Annotated in this window: 1 protein-coding gene; it reads left to right on the top strand. The window is 51.8% G+C overall.

Translation table 11 applies throughout. The annotated features are described in order from the left end of the window. Positions 1–3,540: choice-of-anchor J domain-containing protein (locus tag LHW48_06610; GenBank protein MCB5260127.1), on the top strand; the 3,540-nt coding region annotated here is incomplete at both ends.

The following is a 3,540-nucleotide window of genomic DNA, read 5'->3' as shown; positions in this document are numbered from 1 at the left end:
CTAAAGTTCCGTTCCACCGGAGAAAGTACTTTTAACTTCAACGGCTGGTATATTTACGATATCACAGCCTATGCGAGTCTCAATAACGATTTGGCTGCTACCTCAATAAGCGGTAATACCACTCCCTCCGCCAATAGCGCATATCCTTATGTGATCGCCGTGCGTAATGGCGGTATGAGCACTATCAATAACTACACTGTGAAACTTATGCAAACCGGTAATGTGGAGCTGGGCTCTGCAAACGGTGGCCCCATTGCTCCCGGAGCGACCGTCGAACACACCATCTCCTGGACACCCACCACGCTCGGTGCAACTCAGCTTTGGGGTAAGGTAATATCAGCCGGTGATGAAAATCCTAACAACAACGAAACCGCTCTGCTCAATGTAACCGTAATGACAGAAAGCTTGCAGATCGTCGATATCGGCACCGGAACTGCCACCCAGCGTTTCCCGCTGGGAAGCTATTTTGGCTACGAACGCAGCGCTGCCTTATATACGGCCGCAGAACTTGGTGCGCAAAACAGCAGAATTTTTGCGATTTCATGGTATTCCAGCATTGCTACGACGGCAGCAGTACCCACCAAGATATATCTGAAAACGATTGGTGCCAGCACTTTGACTACCGACACCTGGGATAATATGATCGCTGATGCCGTCTTGCTTTACGATCAGACCCAGACCGGTTTAGCAAATGGCGACTGGAATATGTTCACGCTCGACAATACCTTTGATGTGGATCAGGGCGATAACCTGATGATCCTGGTAGAAAGGAACTTTGGTGGAAACGGCGCCGGTACTCCTGGCGGAAGCTCTGCAGGTGGCGGGATCTACTCAAGCCCGGTCCCCGGCTCTCACCTTACCTGGAACGCCGATAACAATGCTCCCACCGGCACTGGCTCTACCGCAGCAAACCGCCCCAATGTACGCCTGGCCTACAGCACTTATGCTATCGATACGCCTCCAAACCCCGCTATCGTAGGAAGCCCTGCTGATGCAGCTATAGATGTAACCATTGATGCTACCCTGAATTGGAATAGCGGTGGCGGCGGCCCCACAGGTTACAAGCTGTATTTTGGCACCAACAATCCCCCTACAAACATCGTAAACAACAGTGATCTGGGAGATGTATTCACATACGAACCCAATAGCTTAGCTTATGCTACTAATTATTACTGGCAGATCGTTCCCTACAATGCCATTGGTGATGCCATCGGCTGTCCGGTGTGGAGCTTCAGCACTATGGCTGATCCCACCATCGCCAGCTTCCCTCACACCCAGAATTTCGATGCTGTCACCGTTCCTGCCCTGCCTTTTGGCTGGAGCAGCATCAATGTAGATAGTGATACTGCCCAGTGGGCAAGCTATGCTTCAAACCCCTACTCCGCTCCCAACTGCGTCAGCATTGGCTACAACTACTCTCTGGCCTTGAACGACTGGATGGTAAGCCCACCCATCAGCCTTCAGGCCGGCACCACCTATGCCCTTGATTTTAAATATCGAGGTGGTTCCACGTCCTATGTTGAAAAACTGAAAGTAATGCTGGGCAATGGCAACCAGGTTGCAGACCTTAGTACCCAGATTTTCATCGATGATAACATTAATTTCTCGGATTATACCACTGCTCTTGCCACGTTTACCGTGCCCAGCAGCGGCACTTATTATCTGGGCTGGCATGCTTATAGCATCGCCAATCAGCTTCGCTTGTATGTGGATGACATCAGGATCAGAATTCCTGCGCCCATTCCTCCGCAGCCGGCTACTGTAGTCTTCCCGCTGAACGGCAGTACCACGCTCTTGAACCCCATGCTGAAATGGAGTCCCAGCCTCACCGGCGAACCTGCTACCGGCTACAAACTGTATCTGAATACCACAGGAGTCTTCAGCGAAGCGGACTTGAAATATACAGGCACTGCCCCGCAATTCCAGACAAGCGATCTGGCCAATGGCATCACCTATAGATGGAAAGTAGTGCCTACAAACGCCTTTGGCGAAGCCTCCGCCTGCCCCACCTGGAGCTTCAATACTCCTATGACAGACCAACTGGCCGAAGGTTTTGAAGCCACTGGCTTCCCACCCCCGGGCTGGGCAAATGGCAGCTCCGGAAGCTGGACCAGAAACACTTCCACCCCGCGCTTTGAAGGCAGCGCTTCCGCCTACAAGTACACTTCCACTTCCCTTGTGTATGTGCTCTCCACTCCCATGCTTACCCTCACCGGAAGCAGCACGATGGATTTCTACACACGTGCCTCATCTACTTCTCAAGTACTGCAAATAGTATCTTCTGAAGATAGAGTAACCTGGGCTCCGATAGCCGGAATTGCAGATATTACTTATGATGCCACCGGCATCTGGTATCCTATCAGCATAGACCTCAGCAGTCTGGCCGGCACAAATCGTTACATCGGCTTCCAGACCCCTACCCAAACCAGCACCGGAAGCATATATGTGGACCACGTAGTAGGCCCATTCATCACTCCGGTTGCTCCCGGAATCCCCACTCTCACAGCTCCGGCTGATGCTGCAGTGAACCAGAGCATCGCTCCCAACCTCACCTGGACTCCCCCCACCACCGGTGGTGTAGTTACGGGATACAATGTGTATATTGATACCGAAGACGGCAGCACTCTCTATGCCAGCAACGTGACAAGTCCTTATAGTCCTGTCCCCCCTCTGGCTTATGAACGCACTTACTACTGGACAGTAAGAGCCTACAACGGTGCCGGAACCGGAGACCCCGCTGCTCCTCGCAGCTTTACGACCATGGTTGACCCCACTATCTACGACCTGCCCTGGTTGGAAGATTTCGGTACGGTTACTGGCGACTGGCCGGTGCCAAACTGGAATCAGCTCAGTGGCCTCTATCCTACTCCTACAGGTACAAGTATCCAATGGTACCGTGATGAATGGCTGAATGGCCCCAGCGGTAACAACGCCGCCAGGATCAATATCTATGGCACTTTGCGTTACGGCTGGCTGGTTACTCCGCCCATCGCTATCCCTGCGGATGGTCATGAGCTGAAGTTTGACCTCGGTCTTACTCGTTATAATAGTACTGATCCTATTTTAGACAATACTGATCAGCAGGACGATAAATTCATCGTTGCCATGAGCGACAGTCCTAATATGGCAAATCCCACGATCTTGCGGGAGTGGAATAACTCCGGTTCTGCTTATGTATATAACGACATTTTGCACACCGGCGAGCTTGTTAGTATCCCCCTTACCGGAATTTCCGGTAATATGTACTTCGCCTTCTATGGTGAATCCACTGCATCAGGTGGCGATAACGATCTGATGGTGGATAATGTAATGGTGCGAGCCATCCCCACCGGGCCTCCCGATCCTGTTACTCTCGCCTCTCCTGAAGATGGTGCTACAGAGCTTCCTATAGATGGCTTCAACCTCACCTGGGCTGCGGCCCTGACCGGTGGAAACCCTGTAGATTATGCCGTATTCATGTCTCAAAATGAAGCTAACCTTTACGGGGATCATTATTGGGATGGTATCACCGATACCCGTTTTGATCCCACTCAGGCTGCT

This window comes from Candidatus Cloacimonadota bacterium, assembly GCA_020532355.1.
Taxonomy (GTDB): domain Bacteria; phylum Cloacimonadota; class Cloacimonadia; order Cloacimonadales; family Cloacimonadaceae; genus UBA5456.
This window is presented reverse-complemented; position numbering and strand designations above follow the sequence as displayed.